Origin of the sequence: Aquisphaera insulae (assembly GCF_011064615.1) — a bacterium.
GTDB classification, from domain to species: Bacteria; Planctomycetota; Planctomycetia; order Isosphaerales; family Isosphaeraceae; genus Aquisphaera; species Aquisphaera insulae.
This window is the reverse complement of the sequence record NZ_JAALJH010000031.1, coordinates 50,877-73,099: the sequence shown is the minus strand read 5'-3', so window position 1 is coordinate 73,099 and position 22,223 is coordinate 50,877. Positions and strand designations below refer to the sequence as shown.

Annotated in this window: 18 protein-coding genes and 2 riboswitches; of the genes, 12 read left to right on the top strand and 6 right to left on the bottom strand. The window is 69.5% G+C overall.

The features are described 5' to 3' along the window. The first annotated feature begins 626 nt into the window (after positions 1-626). The 4 genes from G6O54_RS38540 to G6O54_RS17615 all read left to right on the top strand — a co-directional run bounded on the left by G6O54_RS38540 (position 627) and on the right by G6O54_RS17615 (position 9,778). Positions 627-2,912, top strand: coding sequence for a hypothetical protein (locus tag G6O54_RS38540; protein ID WP_165226929.1), 2,286 nt, complete (start codon positions 627-629; stop codon positions 2,910-2,912). Between the two features lie 642 nt (positions 2,913-3,554). Then, complete coding sequence (locus G6O54_RS38535; RefSeq protein WP_165226979.1) at positions 3,555-5,843, top strand: PE family protein; 2,289 nt, start codon at positions 3,555-3,557, stop codon at positions 5,841-5,843. A 192-nt stretch (positions 5,844-6,035) separates the two neighbouring features. Beyond that, a riboswitch (cobalamin riboswitch) is annotated at positions 6,036-6,225 on the top strand. Positions 6,226-6,659: 434 nt separating this feature from the next. Then, a complete protein-coding gene (locus G6O54_RS17620; RefSeq protein ID WP_165226978.1) occupies positions 6,660-8,399 on the top strand; it encodes a DUF4465 domain-containing protein in 1,740 nt (579 codons plus the stop codon). 172 nt (positions 8,400-8,571) lie between these two features. Continuing rightward, positions 8,572-8,763: riboswitch (cobalamin riboswitch) on the top strand. A gap of 106 nt (positions 8,764-8,869) precedes the next feature. Continuing rightward, positions 8,870-9,778 (top strand): DUF4465 domain-containing protein, encoded by a 909-nt coding sequence (locus tag G6O54_RS17615; RefSeq protein ID WP_165226977.1) that lies wholly within the window; start codon positions 8,870-8,872, stop codon positions 9,776-9,778. A 79-nt stretch (positions 9,779-9,857) separates the two neighbouring features. On the opposite strand, the gene G6O54_RS17610 is transcribed toward G6O54_RS17615, so the two are convergent. Both G6O54_RS17610 and G6O54_RS17605 read right to left on the bottom strand, forming a co-directional pair. After that, positions 9,858-10,850: a DUF1559 domain-containing protein gene (locus tag G6O54_RS17610; protein ID WP_165226994.1), complete on the bottom strand. Its 993-nt coding sequence runs from the start codon at positions 10,848-10,850 to the stop codon at positions 9,858-9,860. Positions 10,851-11,100: 250 nt separating this feature from the next. Continuing rightward, positions 11,101-11,547, bottom strand: a complete 447-nt coding sequence (locus tag G6O54_RS17605; protein WP_165226976.1) for a hypothetical protein — start codon at positions 11,545-11,547, stop codon at positions 11,101-11,103. A gap of 346 nt (positions 11,548-11,893) precedes the next feature. Here G6O54_RS17605 and G6O54_RS17600 point away from each other — a divergent pair, with 346 nt between their 5' ends. After that, positions 11,894-14,653, top strand: a complete 2,760-nt coding sequence (locus G6O54_RS17600) for an MGH1-like glycoside hydrolase domain-containing protein (RefSeq protein WP_165226975.1) — start codon at positions 11,894-11,896, stop codon at positions 14,651-14,653. Here the strand turns inward: G6O54_RS17600 and G6O54_RS17595 are convergent. After that, complete coding sequence (locus G6O54_RS17595) at positions 14,635-15,411, bottom strand: methyltransferase domain-containing protein (RefSeq protein WP_165226974.1); 777 nt, start codon at positions 15,409-15,411, stop codon at positions 14,635-14,637. The two genes, G6O54_RS17600 and G6O54_RS17595, sit on opposite strands and share 19 nt — an antisense overlap. A 29-nt stretch (positions 15,412-15,440) precedes the next feature. Further along, a complete protein-coding gene (locus G6O54_RS17590) occupies positions 15,441-15,926 on the bottom strand; it encodes a four-helix bundle copper-binding protein (RefSeq protein WP_165226973.1) in 486 nt (161 codons plus the stop codon). 149 nt (positions 15,927-16,075) lie between these two features. Here G6O54_RS17590 and G6O54_RS17585 point away from each other — a divergent pair, with 149 nt between their 5' ends. The 7 genes from G6O54_RS17585 to G6O54_RS17555 all read left to right on the top strand — a co-directional run bounded on the left by G6O54_RS17585 (position 16,076) and on the right by G6O54_RS17555 (position 21,419). After that, positions 16,076-16,543 (top strand): DUF1810 domain-containing protein, encoded by a 468-nt coding sequence (locus tag G6O54_RS17585; protein ID WP_165226972.1) that lies wholly within the window; start codon positions 16,076-16,078, stop codon positions 16,541-16,543. 3 nt (positions 16,544-16,546) lie between these two features. Further along, positions 16,547-17,020 (top strand): GNAT family N-acetyltransferase, encoded by a 474-nt coding sequence (locus G6O54_RS17580; protein WP_165226971.1) that lies wholly within the window; start codon positions 16,547-16,549, stop codon positions 17,018-17,020. A 2-nt stretch (positions 17,021-17,022) separates the two neighbouring features. Further along, positions 17,023-17,472 (top strand): protein-tyrosine phosphatase family protein, encoded by a 450-nt coding sequence (locus G6O54_RS17575; RefSeq protein ID WP_165226970.1) that lies wholly within the window; start codon positions 17,023-17,025, stop codon positions 17,470-17,472. Between the two features lie 188 nt (positions 17,473-17,660). Next, entirely contained in the window at positions 17,661-18,767 is a 1,107-nt protein-coding gene (locus G6O54_RS17570; protein ID WP_165226969.1) for an NAD-dependent epimerase/dehydratase family protein, read from the top strand. After that, positions 18,740-20,077: an NTP/NDP exchange transporter gene (locus G6O54_RS17565; protein ID WP_165226968.1), complete on the top strand. Its 1,338-nt coding sequence runs from the start codon at positions 18,740-18,742 to the stop codon at positions 20,075-20,077. The genes G6O54_RS17570 and G6O54_RS17565 overlap by 28 nt, the downstream gene beginning before the upstream one ends. A gap of 31 nt (positions 20,078-20,108) precedes the next feature. Then, complete coding sequence (locus G6O54_RS17560) at positions 20,109-20,870, top strand: methyltransferase family protein (RefSeq protein ID WP_165226967.1); 762 nt, start codon at positions 20,109-20,111, stop codon at positions 20,868-20,870. A gap of 9 nt (positions 20,871-20,879) precedes the next feature. Then, positions 20,880-21,419, top strand: a complete 540-nt coding sequence (locus tag G6O54_RS17555; protein ID WP_165226966.1) for a hypothetical protein — start codon at positions 20,880-20,882, stop codon at positions 21,417-21,419. Positions 21,420-21,474: 55 nt separating this feature from the next. Here G6O54_RS17555 and G6O54_RS17550 read toward each other — a convergent pair whose 3' ends face one another. Both G6O54_RS17550 and G6O54_RS17545 read right to left on the bottom strand, forming a co-directional pair. Beyond that, on the bottom strand, positions 21,475-21,882 hold the full coding sequence (locus G6O54_RS17550) for a type II toxin-antitoxin system VapC family toxin (RefSeq protein WP_165226965.1): 408 nt from the start codon (positions 21,880-21,882) through the stop codon (positions 21,475-21,477). Further along, positions 21,879-22,193 (bottom strand): hypothetical protein, encoded by a 315-nt coding sequence (locus tag G6O54_RS17545; protein ID WP_165226964.1) that lies wholly within the window; start codon positions 22,191-22,193, stop codon positions 21,879-21,881. Before G6O54_RS17545 ends, G6O54_RS17550 begins: the two co-directional genes overlap by 4 nt. Positions 22,194-22,223: the final 30 nt, after the last annotated feature.

Here is a 22,223-nt window from a genome sequence, read left to right as displayed (position 1 = left end):
CCGCCGCGGGCCCGACCGGGCGAGGCGGTCCTCCGCGTCCTCTATGCCGGCGGGTGGGGCCGCGATCGCCCAGTCCGGCCGTCCGTCGGCGTTCCGACTCCTCGAATTTTCGAGGCCGTTCGGGTTCGCGGAGGATACGAGGCCGATCGTCGATCGTGACGCCGATCATGACGTGGCATCGAGGCTCGACCCCCGGGCTCGCCCGCATGTCGAGGCGCCGGCCAGGCCCGCCACCCCGTCCGAGGTCCGCTCACGCGGTCGAGGACACGGCTCCTTCCCCTTTGGGCTCGGGCCCGGCGGGGGCTTGCGAGTCGCGCAGGCGGATGTGATGATCCTTTCTACATATCATGTCGCGTCGAGGTTCAAGCGGGGCGGATGATTCCTGTCCGTTCGCTCCCCGCCGGGCGGATATACCCTCGGGCGGTCGCGACCGGCGAGGGGTTCGCGGATTTCGCATCGGCCTGGTCGGGCTTTCCTTGATGCCGAAGGGGAGCGACGTGGCGAGCACCAGGAGGGCGAGTCCCTCGCACGTCCTCCCGAGGCCGCCGCGTCCGGGAGCGTCCGGCCTTCCCGATGAGCTCGGGCATGCGGTGGCCAAATTTCACCACTTCACGAGGGAGACTTCGATGTTCGGTAACAGGTCCCGTGTTCGGGTCGGTCGGCGGAATGCGTCGCGTTACTTCCCGGGCCTGCTGCACCTCGAGGAGCGGGCGCTGCTCTCGACGTTCAAGGTCAACACGACGCTGGACACGGTGGCGGTGGACCTGAAGAAGGGGAAGGACGCCGCGGGGAACATCTCGCTGAGGTCGGCGATCCAGGCGGCCAACGCCAAGCCGGGCTCGGACACGATCATCCTGCCGGCCGGCACGTTCGCGCTGACGCTGGCGGGTGCCGGCGAGGATGGATCGGCGACGGGTGACCTGGACATCAATAGCAACGTCACGATCAAGGGGAAGAGCTCCGGGGCCACGATCATCGACGGCAACAACCTGGATCGCGTCCTCCAGGTCCTGGGCGGCAAGGTGTCGATCGAGAAGCTGACGATCCAGCGCGGCCGCGCGAGCGTTGGCGGCGGCCTGCTGAACTCCGGCGGCAATGTCTCGCTCTCCTCGGTCAATGTCGCGAACAACCTCGCGATCGGGAACGCCGGCGGCGTCGGCGGGGCCGGGACGAACGGCGTGAACGGCGGCGCGGGGGGCAATGGCGGGGCCGGGACGAACGGCGTGGGAGGCGGGATCTTCAACGCGGCCGGGTCGCTGAAGATCTCCGGCGGTTCCATCGCATCGAACCAGGCGATCGGTGGAGAAGGGGGCGCCGGCGGTCGTGGCGGGGATGGCACCGGGGCCAACGGCGGCATCGGTGGTGCGGGCCAGGACGCCAAGGGGGGCGCGGGCGGCAACGGCGGCGTCGGCGGACAGGGCCAGGGCGGTGGCCTCTTCAATGCAGCCGGCGCGAGCCTCGTGCTGAGCGACACGACGATCGTGGGCAACGCCGCCCGGGGCGGGCTCGGCGGCAGGGGGGGCAATGGCGGTGCCGGGACCGGCGGCAAGGGGGGCGTCGGCGCCGTCGGCGGGAACGGCGGTGCCGGCGGTTCGGCCACCGGTGGGAACGGCGGGGTCGCGGGCAACGGTGGCGAAGCGGATGGCGGCGGCCTGTTCAACCTCGGGGCCGTCTCGGTGATCGGGAAGAACACCACCCTTTCGACCAACCAGGCCGGCGGCGGAATCGGCGGCCTCGGTGGTTCGGGGGGGACGGGCACGGGCGGTGCCGGCGGCAACGGCTTCGGGGGCGGGTCGGGCGGTATTGGAGGGATCACGGTCGCCGGATCGGGCAGCCGGGGCGGCAACGGCGGCAGCGGCAACGGCGGCGCGATCTTCAATGGCGGTGGCGGGCTGTTCCTGAACACGGCCGCCTTGAACTTCACCACGAACAGGGCCGACGGCGGCCGCGGCGGCTCCGGCGGGCTCGGCGCCGTGGCGCTGGCGAATGAGGGCGGGGTCGGCACCGGTACAGCCGGAGTGGGCGGCGACGGCGGCACCGCGATCTCGTTCCTCATCGGGATCGGCGGCGACGGCGGCAACGGCGGCAGCGGCTCCGGCGGGGCCCTGTTCAACGCATCAGGCGGCAACGTCACGTTCAAGGCCCAGAAGCCGTCCAAGCCGCCGGGGGCCAGCAGCTTCGCGAGCAACCAGGCCAACGGCGGGGCCGGCGGCACGGGCGGATCGGGCGCCAGCGACTTCGGCGCCGACGGCGGCCGAGGGACCACCAACGGCGCCGGCGGCGATGGCGGCTTCGGCGCCGGCGGCCTGGGCGGGAGCGGCGGGGCCGGGAACGCCGGGATGGGCGGCGCGATCTTCAACGCTGGCACGGCGGCCTTCACCGGGATCACCGTGAACATCACGAACAACCTGGCCACCGGCGGAGCGGGCACTCTCGCCGGCAACGGCGGCCTCGGCAAGGGTGGCAACGGCGCCAACGGGAAGGTTGGCGGCGACGGCGGCAACGGCATCGGCGGGAACGGCGGGAACGGCGGCTCCGGCGGCGCAGGCCTTGGTGGCGGTGTCTTCAACACGGCGGCCGGCACCCTGACCATCGCCCCGAGGCTCGGGGCCAGGAAGAACTCCAAGCAGTCCAAGGCGACGAACATCATCACCGGGAACCAGGGTATCCCGGGAGCCGGCGGTGCCGGCGGCCTGGCGGGAGGCATCCTCGTTGGGACCGGCGGTATCCCGAACGGCAAGGCGGGCACGGCCTTCCCGGGCCGGGCCGGCACGGCCGGCACCGCCGGCCAGGGTATCGGCGGCGGCCTCAGCCTGGCCACCGGCGGCACCGTCGTCATCGCCGACACGACGATCACCGGGAATCAGGCCACCACGAACAACAACGACGTCTTCGGCACCTTCACGTCCTGAGAGCCGCTCGACTCACTGAGCTCAACCGGGGCCGCGCCGCAAGGCGCGGCCCCGGTCGCGCGCCCGCATTCCGCGTCAAATAGTTATAATGCGACAATGATGATTCGTGGATGGTGTCGTCGGGACGTGCACGCTTCCGCCATGCTGGGCCCACACCGGATCGAATTCTCCACGGCGACTCACCGTTACGGGATGCCCAGCCTGGTGGAGACGTCACCGATTTGGGCGGCATTTCCTGGGATCGCCCCGAGAGATCCTGGGCCCTGATCGATCGCACGAAGCCGGCTCCGCCCAGCGCCCGGGTGAGCCTCGGCACGTGCCAAGGACTCGGGCCCCGGGCCGGCTCCGGCATGGGATGGACGCCCTGCTTGCGTGATCCGCTCCAGGCGGACGATTCCTGTCCGTTCGCTCCGCGCCGGGCGGATATCCCCCTCGGGCGGTCGCGACCGGCGAGGGGTTCGCGGATTTCGCATCGGTCTGGACGGGCTTTCCTTGATGCCGAAGGGGAGCGACGTGGCGAGCACCAGGAGGGCGAGTCCCTCGCACGTCCTCCCGAGGCCGCCGCGTCCGGGAGCGTCCGGCCTTCCCGATGAGCTCGGGCATGCGGTGGCCAAATTTCACCACTTCACGAGGGAGACTTCGATGTTCGGTAACAGGTCCCGTGTTCGGGTCGGTCGGCGGAATGCGTCGCGTTACTTCCCGGGCCTGCTGCACCTCGAGGAGCGGGCGCTGCTCTCGACGTTCAAGGTCAACACGACGCTGGACACGGTGGCGGTGGACCTGAAGAAGGGGAAGGACGCCGCGGGGAACATCTCGCTGAGGTCGGCGATCCAGGCGGCCAACGCCAAGCCGGGCTCGGACACGATCATCCTGCCGGCCGGCACGTTCGCGCTGACGCTGGCGGGTGCCGGCGAGGATGGATCGGCGACGGGTGACCTGGACATCAATAGCAACGTCACGATCAAGGGGAAGAGCTCCGGGGCCACGATCATCGACGGCAACAACCTGGACCGCGTCCTCCAGGTCCTGGGCGGCAAGGTGTCGATCGAGAAGCTGACGATCCAGCGCGGCCGCGTCACGGGCGACGGGGGCGGGCTCCTGAACACCGGGGGGCGGGTAACCCTCTCCTCCGTGGCCGTGGCCAACAACGTCGCCATCGGCAGCAACGGAAGCGCCGGCCAGGCCGGCCAGAACGGCCGGTTCGGCGGTGCGGGGGGGAATGGCCAGGCCGGCACGGACGGACGTGGTGGCGGGATCTTCAACGGGGCCGGATCGCTGTCGATCACCGGCAGCACGATCGCCTCGAACCTGGCCGTCGGGGGCAACGGCGGCGCCGGCGGGGTCGGCGGGACTGGTAATGGGGCGGCCGGCGGCGCCGGTGGGAACGGTCAGAACGCGATCGGCGGCGCCGGCGGTGACGGCGGCGCCGGCGGAGCCGGCCTCGGCGGCGGCGTGTTCAACGCCGCCGGCGCGCAGTTGTCGCTGTCGGCCACGACGTTCTCGGCGAACGAAGCTCGGGGTGGCCTGGGTGGTAGGGCCGGCGACGGGAGCTTCGGCCAGGGGGGCGCGGGCGGGAATGGCGGCAACGGCGGTGACGGCGGCGGCGGCAGCGGAGGGCGCGGGGGCGCGGGAGGGCTCGCCCAGGGTGGCGGCCTGTTGAACCTTGGTGGTACGTCGGTGAGCGGAGGTACCAGGGGGAACGCCGCCAGCACTTTCGCAGACAATCGGGCCAATGGCGGCCAGGGTGGCCTGGGCGGTGACGGGGGCAACGGCATCGGGCGTCTGGGCGGCAATAGCGATGGCTCGGCCGGCAGCAGGGCAGGGAACGGTGGTGCCGCGGGTGCCGGCGTCGGCGGGGCAGGGGGCGCGGGCGGATCCGGCCTTGGCGGCGGCGTCTTCAATGGCGGTGGAGGCACGTTCCTGAGCACGGCGGCCGTGAATTTCTCATCCAATCGAGCCAACGGCGGGCTGGGTGCGAACGGCGGGGTCGCCGGGCAGGCGTTCGGCGCCATCGGCGGCAGCGGCGGGGCCCGGGGCTTCGGCGGCGAGGGCGGTTTCGCCAACACCACGGGCACCGGCTTCGGTGGGTCCGGCGGGCTCGGCGGCCTGGGAAGCGGCGGCGGGATGTACAACGCGGCCGGCGCCACGGTCACGTTCCGTCCGCAGCGGTCGAACCGCGTGCCGGCGCCCAGTATCTTCACGGCCAACCAGGCCAACGGCGGCGCCGGGGGCGTCGGAAACAGGGGCAGCAATGCCTTCGGTGCCACCGGCGGCCAGGGCACCGGTGCCGGGAATGGCGGCTTCGCGGTCGGCGGGGCCGGCGGCACGGGCGGCTCCGCCGGCGCCGGGGTCGGCGGCGGCCTGTTCAACGGCGGCGTGGCTTCCTTCACCGGCCTCACCGTGAACATCACGAGCAACCAGGCCAACGGCGGCGTCGGAGGCGGCGGGGGCCGTGGCGGCGAGGGCCAGGGCGGTCGGGGCGGCCTCGGCGTTGTCGGCGGCACGGGCGGCGACGGCGGTGCCGGCCGCGGCGGCAATGGCGGCACCGGCGGCGCCGGCGGGTCCGGGCTCGGCGGCGGCGTCTTCAACACGACGACCGGCCTCCTCACCTTCTCGCCCAGGCAGGGCGCGAGGAGGAACTCCAACCAATCCCGGGCGACCGACCTCATCACCGGCAATCAGGCGAATCGGGGGGTGGGAGGCGCCGGCAACATCGCGGGTAACGCGGCGGGCGGGGTCGGGGGGAACCCGAACGGCACGGCGGGAAGCACCTTCCCCGGCGCCGCCGGCGCCACGGGCCCGGCCGGCGTGGGCATCGGGGGCGGCCTCGACCTGCTCCCCGGCGGCACCGTGGTCCTCAAGGACACGTCGGCCACCGGCAACACCGCGACGACCAACGACAACGACGTCTCGGGGACCTTCACATCCTGAGGCCGATCTCCATGGAGGGGCCGCGCCGACTGGCGCGGCCCCTTCGCATCCACCCCGACGTCGGGCAGCCCGATGTTCGGCCATCTTTTCTACACCCCTGGTTCCGCAAGAAATCAAGACCTGATCCTCTCCGCACACATCGACCCAAAAATCCTCCGCATCATTGACTCGGCGACGGAGCAAGTCGTAGGATCTTCCTCATGCCCGACGGGCGTTCGGCCGAGAGGCCGGACAGGAAGCCGGTGAAATTCCGGCGCGGGACCGCCGCTGTAAGCGAGGATGGTCCCCGGACAGATTGCCACTGCGAGTCGCAAGCTCGCGGGAAGGCGTCCGGGACCGCTCGACTCGCGAGCCAGAATACGGCCCGACGGGATACCCATGTGATGCTTCGGCCTTAAAGCATCGGGGGGCACGTTTCGCCGCGCCACGTCCGCGCGAGTGCCTTTCCCGGAGGCCGCCGCCCATGGCCATGGAAAGGACCGCACCGCCCGTGCTCCATCCCACTCCCGCCCGCAACGGGCCTCTGATCGAAGGTCGAATGCTACCTCCGCCGGCGACATCGGCGCCGCGTCGACGGTGACGACTCCCCCGCGTCGGCCGGGCCGAATCCGGGGCCCAGCGACGGGCTGATCGTCGTCCGCGATCAGCCCGGAGTCCGCCTCGCGCCCGCTGCACGCGCGGCGCGGTGCTGCGGATCATGCTGCGCCTCGCTCGCGTGCCCGGGGCCGGCCGCGCGACGACCAACCCCGCCCGGTTGAAGCCGGGCCCGTCACACCCCGATCCCCAATCATCCTCGTAGAAGGAGTTCGCATCCTCATGCGCCACGTTCGCGCTGCGCTCGCAGCCTTCCTCGGTCTTGCCGTGCTTCCCGCGGCTCACGCCGATACGGTGACCTCGACGTTTGAGAATCTCGGCCTCGCTCCGGGGTCGTACATCAACGGCGATCCCACCCTTACGCCGCCATTTCCATCCTCGATCGACGGGAACGTCTATAACAACAACTACACCATCGATCCGACTTACGGCGGCGCCTGGTACGGCTGGTCGTTCTCGACGATGACCGACACCACGACGCCGGGATTCACGAATCAGTACAGCTCCATCACCGGCGGGGGAGCGAATGGCTCGGCGACGTATGGCGTGGCCCTGACTTACGGGGCCCCGGCGTTCGACAACATTTACGACCCGACGAACCCGATCACCAACCCGTTCCATCCGTCCGACTCGACCATCACTTTGGCCGCCGGCGCCACCCCGGACTCGATCGCGATCACCAACACGACCTACTCCTACCTGACGATGCGCGATGGCGACGGTTACGGCTTCGCCCATGCGTTCACGAAGGGGGACTATCAGCTCCTGGACATCCGCGGCTTTGACGCCTCCGGCAAGCTCGTTGGCACGGTCGACTTCTACCTGGCCAACTACCTCAGCGACAACAAGAACGACTGGTACATCGTCGACACCTGGAAGACCATCGATCTGGCCTCCCTGAAGGGCTCGACCGAGCTCCGCTTCGGCATCCAGTCGAGCCAGAATGACCCGACCGTGGGCGTGAACACGCCAGCCTACTTCGCGGCCGACAATTTCACGCTTTCGACGGCCATCCCGGAGCCGTCGAGCGTGGTCATGATGGGCCTGGGTTTGGCGGGCCTGGTCATCCTCGGAACCCGTCGCCGGATGCTGACCCTGGTCCCCTGCGTGCTGGCGGTGATGACCGTTGCCCCGGCCTACGCGGGAAGCTTCGATCCGCAGGTTGGGCAGCCGGGTTCGCTCGGGGTGAATTACGCCAGGAGCAGCTCCATCTTCACGGAGTGGGCCTCGTCCGTCGTCTCGATCAACCGCGGCCCCATGGATATCAGCAATCCCGGCCTCGGGTTGGCGTCTTACGGCAATCCGAGCAACTGCCTGGGGCCGAACGGGACGCCAGTCTCGCTGGGCGACGGCGGTTCGATCACGGTCAGCTTCAACACTCCGATTGCCAACGGGGCCGGAGCCGACTTCGCAGTCTTCGAGAACGGCTTCCTGACCGGAGGCCCGGGGATGGCGTTCCTCGAGCTCGCCTTCGTGGAAGTCTCCTCCGATGGCGTCAATTTCTTCCGGTTCGCATCGATTTCGGAGACCCAGACGACCACCCAGGTGGGGGGCTTCGGCGCGGTCGACGCCAGCAATTTGAACAACCTGGCGGGCAAGTACATCAACGGGTACGGGACCCCGTTCGACCTCTCCGAGCTGGCGGGGACCGCCGGACTGGACATCAATCACGTGACCGAGGTCCGGATCGTCGATGTGGTCGGCTCGATCAATCCGGCCTACGGCAGCAAGGACTCCCATGGGAACCTGATCAACGACCCGTGGTCGACTCCGTTCGCCAGCAGCGGGTTCGATCTCACCGGCGTGGGCGTCATCCACATGGCCGCCGCTATCCCGGAGCCGTCGAGTGTCGTCATGGCCCTGGCCGCGGGGATCGCCCTGGCGGCGGCCCCGCTGGGTCGGGCCGCATCCCGCCGCAGGGCCGCTCGCCGGGCTTTGACTCATCCTGCGAGCCTTGAGTGACCGCACGCGTTCCCCGGCCGTTCCACGTCAGGCGGCCGGGGACATCACTCGACACTCTTGCCAAGTAAACTGCGTCGCTCCATGATCAAGCACAACTCCAGAGATTCCGCGCACCCAGGCACGGACGCGGGAGCCCACGGCTCCTTGACTCATGGATGCGGCCAGTTGTAGGATCCGTGAGATGCCCGTCGGGCGCCCGGTCGGAAGGCCGGGCAGGAAGCCGGTGAAATTCCGGCGCGGGACCGCCGCTGTAAGCGAGGATGGTCTCCGGACAGATTGCCACTGCGAGCCGCAATCTCGCGGGAAGGCGTCCGGGACCGCTCGACTCGCGAGCCAGAACACGGCCCGACGGGTCCCATGCGATGCTTCGGCCTTTCAAGCATCGGGGGGGCATGTTCCGGCGCGCCACGTCCGCGCGGGTGCCTTTCCCGGAGGCCGCCGCCCATGGCCATGGAAAGGACCGTACCCCCATGCGCCCCGTACGCGCCTCGATCGCCGCCCTGCTCGTGATGACCCTGTCTCCCGTCGCCCGCGCCGGCTCGGTGACGACCACCTACGAGACGCTCGGCCTGTCGGCCAATTCGTACATCAATGGCGACCCAGGCTCAACGCCGCCGTTCCCCGCCGCGATCGACGGCAATGCCTACAATAACAGCTACATTGTCGATCCCATGTATGGCCCCTCCTGGTATGGCTGGTCGTTCTCGACGATGACCGACAACAAGACGCCGGGCTTCCTCAATCAGTACAGCTCGATCACGGGAGGAGGCGCCGACGGATCGCAGACCTATGGCGTGGCCCTCACCTACGGTTCCCCCGCCCTCAATAACCGCCTCCTCGACCCGAGCGACCCGCAGTCCATCCTGACCAATCCGTTCCACCCGTCCGACGCCACGATCAAGCTCGCGGCCGGTGCCACGCCGGACTCGATCGCGATCACCAACACCACGTATTCCTACCTCACGATGCGCGACGGCGACGGCTATGGATACGCCAATGCCTTCACGAAGGGGGATTATCAGCTCCTCGATATTCGCGGCTATGACGCCGCCGGCAAGCTCGTGGGCACCGTTGATTTCTACCTGGCCAACTTCCTCAGCGACAACAAGAACGACTGGTACATCGTCGATACCTGGAACACGCTCGACCTGTCGTCCCTGGCCGGCTCCACCGAGCTCCGCTTCGGCATCCAGTCGAGCCAGAACGACCGGACCTACGGAGTGATCCCCCCCGCCTACTTCGCGGTCGACAACTTCACGTTCCACACCGCCGCCGCCGCGATCCCGGAGCCGTCCAGCCTGGTCCTCGCCCTGGGCGGGGTGGCCGTCCTTGGTGCCGGGTCGGCCGCGCGGGCGAGATCCCGCCGCGTCATCGCGTGAGCGGGACGGATATCCCGCCGGCCCGCCCGCGGTCGTTGCCGGGACGGGCCGGCGGATTTCCTCCTCCGCCCGGCCGGGATCAGAACGAGTCGGCGCTGACGACCTCGCCGCCGGCCCGGGTGCCCAGGGCGCGCCAGGTGTTGATGGCGACGGAACTCTTCACGAACCGGACCGAGCCGTCCATGAAGAGGGTGTTGACGCCGCCGGGGTGGTAGCTCTTCGCCAGGAAGACGACATAGGTCCGCCCGGTGGTCGTCAGGCCGAGCCGGCTGGTGGTGAAGCCGATGTCATAGTTCTGGCCGCCGGTCTGGTAGCCGACCACGGTGTTGGGCGGGAAGGTCGTGCTGATCCCGGTGTGGATGTAGAGGCCGTTCACCCACTGGGAGAAGCCGAACGTCGGGTCGAAGTTGCCCCCGAACGCGCCGACCTGGCTGGGGCTGGTCGGTGGCGGGACGTTCGCGTCGCTGGGGTTGCCACCGTCCCGGAGGATCGGCGACTGGGACTTCACCTCGGAGACGGCTATCGTGTTCGAGAGGCCGTCGACGACCTCGGCGGGCTTCACGCTCCGGTTGACCAGGAACATGCCGTCGCCCACCTGATTGATGTTCGGATCCCACATCAGCCACGATCCGCCGCACGCGCCGTAGCTCGTGCCGAAGTGGTTGATGGTCCCGGAGAGCCGCTGCTCGTCCCCCTTGGGGTCGCTCGGGCAGAAGAAGCCGGCGATCTTCGTCTGGGCGACCGTCGTCTGGATGTCCCAGAACAGGCTGTAGTTGATCATGTTGTAGAGGTTCTGCCCCTCCAGGTAGGGCAGGATCCGGGCGTGGACCGAGTAGGTCTCGTCGACCTGGCCGACCTTCAGGGCGCAGGCCATCGGGTAGCGACCCACGGCGGATTCGTAGTTGTGCAGCGCGAGCCCGAACTGCTTGAGGTTGTTCGTGCACTGGATCCGGCGGGCCGCCTCCCGCGCCGACTGCACGGCCGGCAGCAGGAGCGCGATCAGCACGGCGATGATCGCGATGACGACGAGGAGCTCGATCAGGGTGAAGCCGCGACGCAATCGAGGATTCATGATTCGGTTTCCCTGGGAATGAGGACGGATGGAACGGAACGGAACGGGATGAGGACGTGACGAGGGACGGCGATCGCCGCCGGCGTCCGACGAGGATCGACCCGGCTGAGGAACGAATCGGCGCGACGACGCCGCGATCGTCCGCGGGCGTACGAGATGGGATAAAAGGGGCGCATCATCGATCAGGCGGATGACGCGCGGCCACGCGACGGCCATCTCCGTTCGGCCGGATGAGGGCGGTCGGGGGCTGTCAGACTGAGGGGGCCGCGACGATCCGGCGAGGGGGATGGAAGACGCGCCGCGAGTCCTCGACCCGGCGCGAGGGCTCATCGCCGGCCTCGATGAACCGCGAGCCGATCGGAGGTGGGGGATCGATGCGGTCGACGCTCGCCCACCGCTCATCCGATGTCGGGGGGACCGACGGGACCGCCGAACGCGCCGGGTCGGGATTCCCCGAGCAGAAGGCGCCCGTGCAGGGAGCCTTCGGCCATGGCGGCACCGGATCGGACCATTCCGCCGCGGCTCCGGTCGACTCGAGCCACGCCAGGTCGTGGAGCACAGCGGGCGACCGGGCTGGGTCGGCACCCGTCGGGAGATGGCAGCCGGCGCGGGCCGTGGAGGGGACGAGCATCTCCAGCCCCAGCAGGACGAGGGAGAGGTGGCAGATCCTCGTGAGATTCCAGGGCCATCGCCCCATCCTGACCCACCCCGACAGAGTTTCCCGGCGCAGGCCGCCCGGGACCTCTTCTGAGAGCCGATCGCTGCGCATCGATCGTGCCACCACGACGACGTCGGTGACGGATACTACAGTAGCCTCGGCCGGGGCGACCTTCAAGGTAAGCGCTCGGGCGATCGACAAAGAACCTGACAGGTCGACCGGACGGGGCGTTGGCCCGGCACGTCCGCTCGTTCGATCAACATCCGGAGACGTCGAGAGGGCATCTCTGTTGCATGAGCCACCGGGGATCGATTGAGATGATAGCCGCCCGGGTCGTATCGCCATGGTCGGTGAGACGAGGGACCGAGGCCCGCCGGGAGACGTGATGGGGAGAGCCGCCGTGTCGAGTTTCGACGACGCCGAATCGCTCCGGCTGGCCGAGGATGGCCGCCGCGAGCGGAACTGGAAGCGCTGGGGGCCCTATCTGTCCGAGCGTCAGTGGGGGACCGTCCGCGAGGACTACTCGCCGAACAACTCGTTCTGGACCAGCTTCCCCTATGAAGCCTCGCTGGCGAGGGCCTATCGCTGGGGCGAGGATGGGCTCCTCGGCATCGCCGATCGGGAGTGCCGCCTCGGCTTCGCGATCGCGCTCTGGAACGGCGCCGATTCCCACCTGAAGGAGAGGCTCTTCGGCCTCACGAATCCGGAGGGGAACCACGGCGAGGATGTCAAGGAGGTCTACTATTACCTCGACGGCACTCCGACCCACAGCTACCTGAAGGCCCTCTACAAGTACCCGCAGTCGCGCTTCCCCTACGAACGGCTCCGCGAGGAGAACCGCGCCCGCGGGCGAGGGAGCGAGGAATTCGAGCTGGTCGACACCGGGATCTTCGACGAGGGCCGCTACTGGGACGTCTCGGCCGAGTATGCCAAGGCATCGCCCGACGACATCCTGATCCGGATCCGAGTGGTCAACCGCGGCCCGGATCCGGCCCGCCTGCACGTCCTCCCGACGCTCTGGTTCCGGAACACCTGGGCGTGGGGCGCGGGCTACGAGGAAGGACGCTGGGCGAAGCCCCGGATTTCGCCCGCGGATGGCGGCGTGCTGGCCGAGCATCAGACCCTGGGCCGGTTCGTCCTCCGGGCCGATGTCCCCGGCGAACGATGGGTCTTCACCGAGAACGAGACCAACCCGCGCGTCTTCGAGGGGGCGCCGAGCCTCGATGTCCTGGAAATCCCGGGCTTGGGGCAGGGGCCCTGCAAGGACGGCTTCCACCGGTATCTGATCCGGGGCGACGAGTCGGCCGTCGCCGGGGACGGCGGGACCAAGGCGGCGATCGTCCGGATGGTCGAGGCCCCGCCCGGCGGCGAGGTCGTTATCCGGCTCCGGCTCTCGGTCGAGGCGGAAGCATCCGCCGCCCCGTTCGAGGACTTCGACGGCCTCTTCGAGGCCCGGCTCCGGGAGGCGGACGTCTTCCACGAGCTCCGCACGACCGGCCCGCTCCACCCCGAGGAGCGGCGGATCGCGCGGCAGGCCTATGCCGGGCTCCTCTGGAGCGAGCAGTTCTACCAGTACATCATCCCGGACTGGATCGAGGGGGACTCCAACCACCCGAACCCGCGTGAGGTCCGCGACAACCGGATCAATCGCGACTGGACGCACCTGTTCAGCCGCGACGTCCTGAGCGTGCCCGACGCGTGGGAGTACCCGGCCTTCTTCGCGTGGGACCTGGCCTTCCACATGGTGGCGATGGCCCGGATCGACCCCCACTTCGCCAAGCAGCAGCTCCAGCTCCTGCTCCGCGAATGGTACATGAACCCGAACGGCCAGTTGCCGGCCTACGAGTACGACCTGTCGAACGTCGACCCGCCTGTTCACGCCTGGGCCTGCTACCAGGTCTTCCGCCGCACCGGCGGCGACGACTTCACCTTCCTGGAGCGCTGCTTCCACAAGCTGCTGCTCAACTTCACCTGGTGGGTCAACCGCAAGGATCCGGAGGGGCGTGGCGTCTTCTCCGGCGGCTTCCTCGGCATGGACAACATCGGGATCTTCGACCGCTCGGCCCCGCTCCCGACCGGCGGCCGGCTCCAGCAGGCCGACGGCACCGCCTGGATGGGCTTCTTCTGCACGACCATGCTCCAGATCGCGCTCGAGCTGGCCCTCCGCGACCCCGCCTACGAGGATGTGGCCTCCAAGTTCTTCGAGCATTACGTCTTCATCTCCGATGCGATCAACAACTCCTGCGGGCGGGGGCTCTGGGACCGGGAGGACGGGTTCTACTACGACAAGCTCCTGCGCGACGACGGCTCGGACGTGCCCATCAAGCTCCGGTCGATGATCGGCCTGGTGCCGCTCCTGGCCGTGCTGGTGCTGGACGAGCAGGCCGTGGGGCTGCCGCTGCCCGGCTTCAAGAAGCGGGTGGACTGGTTCCTCGCCAATCGCGGAGGCCGCATGAAGCGGGTGGACAGGCTGGAGATGCGGGGCGAGGAGCCGAGGCGCAGGCTCCTCCTCTCGATCGCCGGCCGGAGGCGGCTGGAGCAGTCGCTCCGGCGCCTCCTGGATGAGACGGAGTTCCTCTCCCCGTTCGGCGTGCGGTCGCTCTCCCGGGCCTACCGAGACCATCCCTACGAGCTCCGGGTGGATGGCCAGACCTACTCGGTGAGGTACGTCCCGGGCGCGTCGGAATCGGGCGACTTCGGCGGGAATTCGAACTGGCGGGGGCCGATCTGGATGCCGATCAACGTCCTCCTGATCGACGCCCTCCGGGAATACCACAGGTTCTATGGGGATGACCTCTGCGTCGAGTGCCCCACGGGCTCCGGCCATCTGGCCTCGCTCGCCCAGGTGGCCGACGAGCTCAGCCGCCGCCTGACGCTCCTCTTCCTGCCGGTGGACGGCCGTCCCCGCCCCTGCCAGGGCTCACTCGGCCGGTTCTCCGAGGACCCGGCCTGGAAGGACCACCACCTGTACTTCGAGTACTTCGACGGCGACACCGGCCGCGGCCTGGGCGCCAGCCATCAGACCGGCTGGACCGCCCTGATCGCCACCCTGATCGAGGATCGCGCCCGCGGCGACAACAACGAGGCGATCGAGAGCTGCTCGCGATTGAAGGAGAAGCCGGCCGCTCATCCGCTGGTCTGGTAGGCGATCACGAAGAGCCGCCGGAACGGGAAGAGGACGCGGCCATCCGGCCGGCGGGGGAACGTGTCGGCGATCCGCTCCAGGAGCAGGCCCTCGAACGCCTCGCGGTCGGCCGGGTTCGTCAGGGCGGCCAGGAAGGGGCGGAGGCGCGTGCTCCTCATCCATTCGAGGATCGCCTCCGGGCCCTCGAGGACGTGTTGATACTCGGTCGTCCAGATGTCCAGCCGCGACGACCTCGCGCTGAGGAGGTCGTAGTAGAACGTCGGGGCATGATCGACGATCGCGCCCCGGGCGGACTCGGTGATCTCCCTCCACCGCGGGTCGCTGGCCACCTCCTGGATCTGGGCATAGATGGTCGAGTCGGCCCGGGTCGGGACCTGGAACGCGAGCGCGCCGCCGGGCGCCACGGCGCGGAAGAGACGGGGGATGAGCTCGGCGTGGTCCGGGATCCACTGGAGCACGGCGTTGGAGTAGACGACGTCGAAATCCCCGTCGGCCCGCCAGGCGGCCACGTCCCCCTGCATCCAGTTCATGTACGGGTCCGAGCGGAGGGCGGCGCGGAGCATCGCGGGGTCGGAGTCGAGCCCCGTGATTGCGGCGCCCGGCCAACGGCCGCGGAGCACCGCCGTGCTGTTCCCCGGCCCGCAGCCGAGGTCGATCACGCTCGTCGGATCGTCGATCGCGATCCGGCCGACGAGGTCCACCGACGGCCGCGTCCGCTCGCCGCGAAATCTCAGGTATCGCTCCGGATCCCAGGACATGTCGGCCTCCTGTATTCACCTCGGCCCGATCAGGGCTGGCCCTGCTTCATGTGCGTGACGTCGCGGCAAGCGGTGGCGCACTCCCTGAGGGACTCGATGACCTGGCCCTTCGCCTCGAACGTCGCCGCCTCGGCGATGGTCGCGGCGCGGTCGCAGACATACGCGCAGGACGAGCACGCCGGGGCGCGGAACGGGCTGTCGCGGAGGACCATGGTCGCGGCGAGCGTGGCGAACTCGCGGACGTCCACGAGTGCCCGATGCAGCTTGATCAGGGCGTCGCGATCGCCGCGGCCGGCCTTCATGTCGTCCAGGAGCTGATAGGCGATGACCAGGCAGAGCTTCGCGAGTCGCTCGCATCGCTCCAGGCAAGCCGTCCGCGGAGACTTGACGGCGACACCGACCCCGTGATTCGCCTCGGGCGGATCGTCGCCGTCGCCGGCTGCATCGCGCGCCACCGCCGCCGCCGCGACCAGCGGGCTCGCGCCCAGAGCTCCGAGCATCTCGCGACGTCGCATGCCCTACCTCCTCGGTTTCGGTGTGGTCGCCGCCCCTGCAAGGCTAGGGAAGCCAGGCCCCCCCGTCAACCCCGCGGCACCCCGGCGATTGCCGGGCCGTCGCCGGCCTCGATACACTACATGGGATCGGCTGCCAGCGAGGAGGTTTGATGACAAGCTCAAGTGACGCCAGCGTCGCCGGCGACCCGTTCGACCTGAATCGATTCGAGATCGCCCAGCGAGGCGATTACGATCAGGCCCTGGCGGAGATTCGCGCCGGCCGCAAGCGATCGCACTGGATGTGGTACGTGTTCCCGCAGCTCGAGGGCCTGGGCTTCAGCTCGATGTCGCGGCGGTACGCGATCACGAGCCTTGACGAGGCGCGGGCCTATCTCGCCCATCCGGTGCTCGGCCCGCGGCTGGTCGAGATCGGCGAGGCCGCGCTCGGCGTCGCGGACCGCTCCGCGCGCGAGATCTTCGGCTCGCCGGACGACATGAAGCTCCGCTCCTGCGCCACCCTCTTCGCGGCCGTCGCCCCGGCGGGCTCGGTGTTCGAACGCCTCCTGGTACGGTTCTTCCAGGGCCGCCCGGATGAGGAGACGCTCCGCCTCCTGGGCATCAAGCCGCCGGCGGAATGACCCATGGCAACGACGGGATCGCCGCCGCAACACGAGATCCGCCCTGGTGTCCCGGGCGACGCGTCGGAACTCTCTCGCCTCTTCGCCGAGTTGCGGCATCCGTCGTCGGCGGAGTCGATCGCCGGCCGCTGGGCGGAATGGTCCGCCGAGGGTAACTCCGCGCTGGTCGCCGCGATGCCCGATGGTGGGCTCCTCGGCGCGGCAATGCTCCATCGGACGATCGTCCTCCACCGGCCGAAGCCCGTGGGGCGGATCACGGCCCTGATCGTCGACGCGCGATATCGCGGCCAGGGCATCGGCCGGGCCCTCGTCGCCGCCGCCGAATCCGCCCTCTCGGCCTCCGGCTGCGGCCTCATCGAGATCACCAGCAACCGCCGGCTCGTCGAGGCCCATGCCTTCTACGAACGCCTCGGCTATGCGGCGTCGAGCTTCCGGTTCGTCAAGGAGCTCGCCGTACCGTCCCCGGATCGAGGATGACCATGCGTCGGATCGCCGGTTATCCCCTCTGGCTCGGTCATGCGGGGGATGCTCGGGATGTCGCCGGATTGCACGAGGCGGGACTCGGGGCCGTCGTCGAGCTGGCGATCGACGAGCCGCCGGCCTCCTTGCCGCGCGACATGATCCACGCCCGCTTCCCCCTGATCGACGGCGCCGGCAATCCGCCCTGGCTGCTGCGGGCGGCCGTGGAGCTGGTCGTCCTCCTGCTGCGTGCGGATGTCCCGACGCTCGTCTGCTGCGGCGCGGGCCTGAGCCGCACGCCGGCCGTCGCGGGGGTGGCCATCGCCCTGGTGCGGGGCTGCTCGCCCGAGGACGGCCTGGCGATCGTCACCCGGAACGGGCCCGCCGACATTGCCCCGGGCCTCTGGACGGAGCTTCGATCGGCCATTGTTGGGAAGGCCGGGGAGGAGAGCTTGGAGGGCGGTTGCTGACAATCTCCATCGCGTCCGCCCCTTTCCGTCAGCATTCCCGACGGCGGTCCTCGATTGTATCCGCTTGCGGCAGGAGCCTACGATTTCAAGAATCCATGGGGCGGTCCCGGCGCGACCGCGTCACGGTGGTGACTCTACCGGGAGATCCAAAGGTAGGAGAAGGTTGGTCCGCGGCAAGGGGGTGGAGGATGACGAGTCGCAGGGAGTTTCTCGGGATGTCGGCGGCGATGCTGGCGGCCGGCGGGGTGGGTGGAACGGCGATGGGCCGGGCCGACAAGTCGCGGTCGATCCTGATGCTGGGAGGGACGGGGTTCCTCGGGCCGCAGGTCGTCGAGGCGGCCGTCCGCCGGGGGCACCGGGTCACGCTCTTCAATCGCGGCAAGACGCGGCCGGGGCTCTTCCCGGGCCTGGAGAAGCTGCACGGAGACCGCGAGACGGGGGACCTCGAGGCGCTCAAGGGGCGAAAGTTCGACGCCGTCGTGGACACCTCGGCGAACGTCCCCCGGTGGGTGAAGCAGGCGGCGGACGTACTGGGCCCGGACCTGGGCCAGTATGTCTACATCTCGTCCGTCTCGGTCTACAGCGACCTGAGCAAGCCCGGCGCCGACGAGTCGGCGGCGGTGGCCACGATCGCCGATCCGAAGGTGGAGAAGGTGGACGGCCAGACCTACGGGGCCCTCAAGGCCCTGAGCGAGAAGGCGGCGGAGGCGGCCTGTCCCGGCAAGGCCGCGGTGGTCCGGCCCGGCCTGATCGTCGGGCCCGAGGATCCGAGCGACCGGTTCACCTACTGGCCCGTCCGGATCGCCCGCGGCGGCGAGGTGCTGGCACCGGGGGCGCCCGACGACCCGATCCAGCTCATCGACGTCCGCGACCTGGGGGAGTTCCTCGTCCGCCTGATCGAGGACCGGACCATGGGCGTCTTCAATGCCCTCGGCCCGGCGGAGTCGCTCTCGATGGGCCGGACCCTCGCCGCCTGCAAGGCGGCGTCCGGCAGCGATGCCACCTTCACCTGGGCCGACGCCGCGTTCCTGGAGAAGGAAGGCGTCCAGCCGTGGAGCGACATGCCCGCCTGGGTGCCCAACGGCGGCGAGTCGGCCGGGTTTGCGAAGGTCAGCAACGCCCGCGCCATCAAGGCCGGGCTGACGTTCCGGCCCATCCTGGACACGGCGAAGGCGACCCTCGACTGGTTCAGGGCCCAGTCGCCGGAACGTCGGGCCAAGCTGCGGGCGGGGATCACGCCGGAGCGCGAGGCGAAGGTCCTGGCGGCGTGGAAGTCCCGGCTCCCCCGGCCGTGATCGGCCGCGCGAGGTCCGCGTGTTCGATCCGGGTGCTGGTCGATGTCCGCGACGGCGAGGCCGGGCCGCTCCGCCGGGCGATGGCCTTCCTCTTCTGCCTCCTGGCGGCGAACTACCTAATCCGCCCGGTCCGCGACGCCATGGGGATCGCCGCGGGGCCGGCGCATCTCCCCGCGCTCTTCCTCGGTACGCTCGCGATGATGCTGGTGGCCGCGCCCGTGCTCTCGGCCCGGCTCCGCCGCCCGGGTCGTCCCCTCCTGCCCCTCGCCGCGCGGGGGGCGCAGCTCGTCCTGGTGGGATTCTACGTCGCCTTCCAGTCGCTCGGACCGGCCGGGTATGAGATCGCCGCCCGGGTCTTCTTCGTCTGGGCGAGCGTGGTGAACCTGCTGGCCGTCTCGGTCGGGTGGGGGACGCTGGCGGGGTGCTTCGGCAACGAGCCCGCGCACCGGCTCTTCGGCCTGATCGCGGCGGGCGGGACGCTCGGCGCCACCTTCGGCTCATCCGTCGCCGGCCTCCTGGCCGCCCGCGCCGGGGCCGCTTCGCCCTTGCTCGCGGCCGCGGCCTGCCTCGAGCTCGGCCGGCTCGCCGCGAGCAGGCTGCCGCGGCCGAACGCTCGCCCGGATCTCGCTGCCGATGGAGGCGACCTTCCCCGGCCGCCCGGGCAGGAGCCTCGCCGCCGTTCGCCCTACCCGATCGGCCTGGGGTTGTGGACCCTCCTCTTCACGTCGAGCTCCGCGATCATCTACATGGAGCAGGCGCGGATCGTCGCGACCTCCCTGGGCGAACCTTCCACGCGGGCCGCCTTCTTCGCGCGGGTGGACCTGTTGGTGAACCTGCTGGGCCTGTTCCTCCAGGTCGTCGTCGCCGGCCGCCTGCTCTCGATCCTCGGCGCGGGGGTCGCGACGGCCCTCCTCCCCATCGTCACGCTCGCCGGGGTGGTTTTCCTGGACCTGCGGCCGGGGCTGGCCACGCTCCAGTGGTTCCAGGTCGTCCGCCGAAGCGTCGACTACGCGATCGCCCGCCCCGCCCGCGAGGTCTTCTGCACGGCGCTCGCCCGCGACGAGATGCTCCGCGCCAAGGGGCTCATCGACACGGCCGTCTATCGCGCCGGCGACGCCGCGGGGGCATGGCTGTACGGGATCCTCGCCGCGATGCCGGGCCTGGGCCCGGCTGCGTCGCTCGCCATCGTGCCCATCGCGGTCGCCTGGTTCGCCCTCAGCCTGGCGCTCGGCCGGGCCATGAATCGGCGGACGGCCGAACTGGCGTCCGCGCCGTTCCACCCCGAGGACTTGCCGTCGGCTCCCCCTTGATCCGCGGCGAGCCGTGACGGATACCGGTGTCATGAGCGACGACCATCAGGATGCGACCTCGACGATCCCGTCCGCCGCGACGCCCGCACCGGCCTGGGCCGTGGCCGTCCGGCACCTTACCGACTTCCTCACGACCGACCTCGGCGGCGGCCCTCGGCCCTGGACGTTCGCCTGGGTGATCAACTTCCAGAAGACCGGCACGTTTCCCTTCCTGGCGCTGCTGATCGCCTGGTATCACACCACGAGCATCGCGGCGTGGATCTACCTGGCGATGCACGGCAGTTACGGGCTGGCCTGGTTCATCAAGGACCTGGCCTTCCCGGACCCGGCCTGGCAGAGGCGGATCACGATCCTGGGGGGGCTCAACGTCTTCTTCGGCGTGCTCGCCTGGTACTGGGTCTTCGGCTGGCTCCTGATCTCGGGGACGTCGCGGCCGGACTATCCGCTCCCCGATCGCGCCTGGTTCTGCCTCTGCATCAGCCTCTGCCTGGTCGGCACTGCGATCATGATCGCCGCGGACGCGCAGAAGTTCTTCACGCTCCGGCTGAGGAAGGGCCTGATCACCGATGGGATGTTCCGCCACGTCCGGCACCCGAACTACCTTGGCGAGATGATGATCTACGGGAGCTTCGCCCTGATGGTCTGGCACTGGCTGCCGTTCGTCGTGCTGGGCTGCGTCTGGGCCCTGGTCTTCGCGGTCAACATGATCACGAAGGAGGCCAGCCTGTCCCGCCATCCCGAGTGGGCCGAGTACCGCCGCCGGACCTGGTGGCTGTTGCCGCCGGTGCTGTAGGAGGAGCCCATGAGATTTCGACCGTTCCATGCGGGCGGGGTCCGAGGGCTTCGGGGCCTGCTCCGGAAATACGGCTATCCCGTGCTGGCGATACTGGTCCTCGTCTCCACGGGTTATGGATTCTGGTACTGGTATGAGTACATGGCTGAGGCGTCTCTGTCCGCGAGCGGATACCTGCGCGACGTGACCGAACCCATCTCGCTGGTGTCCTTCGAGGACTATCGAGGTTTCAGCGACAACCAATGGGTCAAGGTCCGCTTCCAGGATGCGAACGGCGTCGAGCGAGAGGCGACCTACGTAAGCTACCATTTCGGTTCGCCCATGCGTGAGTTCTTGCTGGGGGACAAAGAGGTCTCCCCGGGCGGCCGCGAGGAGCGGGCCTTGCTCGGGCTTCTCGAAAGGTGGTCTCGGAGCGATGCGGAGGCGGGAGAGATCTTCGACGGCCATTATGATGCGTACGATCGCTTTGCATTGAGCGATCGCATAGGTGCGAAACTCGCCGCCGTGTACCTGATCAAGGTCCTCCGCGGCCGAAGCAGGGTGCCCTGACGATCGGCGCATTGGCCGGCCATTGCCACGTCTCCTCTGCCGATCGACGAATTCCTCACGTCAGGATCTCGACGGCGATGGCGGCGCACGCGGCGAGCTGGGCGTCGTTGGTGAGGAACAGCCTGCAGCCATGCGTCGTCGCGGAGGCCAGGTGCAGGGCGTCGGGGAGCTTGATCTTCAGGCCAGAGGCGACCCGGATTTCGGCGGCACGCTCGCAGACGGCGGCCGTCAGGGGGAGCATCTCGACCGCCGCGCTAGAGAAGAACCGCTGGTAATCCGCAAGCACGGCGGGATCCCCCGCTCGGAGGGGACCAATCAGGCACTCCGAACGTGCCAGGTCGCACACGGCCAGGGTATATCCGTCCGCCCTGGCCTCCGCCAATCGGGCCACCAGCTTCGGCGCCCAGAGGGGGTTCCTCTCGACGAGATAGATGACGCAGTTGGTATCGAGGCAGACTCTCATGGCCGCCCCTCACGGAGGCGCCGGGATTCCGCCTGGAGCCGCTCGATGGCCTGGAGGCGTTCCTCCCAACCTTCCCTCATGTCACGCCGTTCCGCCTCCACCTGTTCGGCGGAACGGGGCACGAACCCACGAGCTTCCTGATCCGCCCAGATGGACTGCATCATGTCCCAAAATGAGTCGCCGGGCGGCACATCCGGTAGAGGTAGCACGATGAGCCGGACTCGACCCGCAGGCAGTTTCGCCGGCGCGTCGAGCACCAACGTCCCGTCGGGTTGTACGATCCCCTCGATGACGAAGTCGTGCGAACTCATGGCAACCTCCCGAAAGCGTCCTGCGGGATC